Origin of the sequence: Vibrio penaeicida (assembly GCF_002933855.1) — a bacterium.
Taxonomy (GTDB): Bacteria; Pseudomonadota; Gammaproteobacteria; order Enterobacterales; family Vibrionaceae; genus Vibrio; species Vibrio penaeicida_A.
Map to the genome: position 1 here is coordinate 1 of NZ_BFAQ01000046.1, position 248 is coordinate 248.

Here is a 248-nt window from a genome sequence, read left to right on the forward strand (position 1 = left end):
CGATTGGTGAGCGCACCGAACAGCACACGATCCCCCAACGCCCCCACTGTACTGCCCGCTATCGCCACCGGATCCGACAATACCGCCGCACTGACGCGTTGGGCGGTCGCTTCCTTCGCTTGTTTTAAGATCTGCGTCGCGTTTTTGACCTGCGCTTGCCGCGCCAGTGCGTTGACTTGATGGCGAAAATACGGCGAATGGGCTGCCAGCCAAGCGGTGTCCATATCTTTGACCTGCGTAGCCACGTC

General features: G+C 60.1%; 1 protein-coding gene. It reads right to left on the reverse strand.

What is annotated here, in order from left to right; translation table 11 throughout:
* A partial coding sequence (locus VPNCDNU1_RS28890) for a hypothetical protein (protein WP_167404872.1) occupies window positions 1–248 on the reverse strand: 248 nt, incomplete at both ends.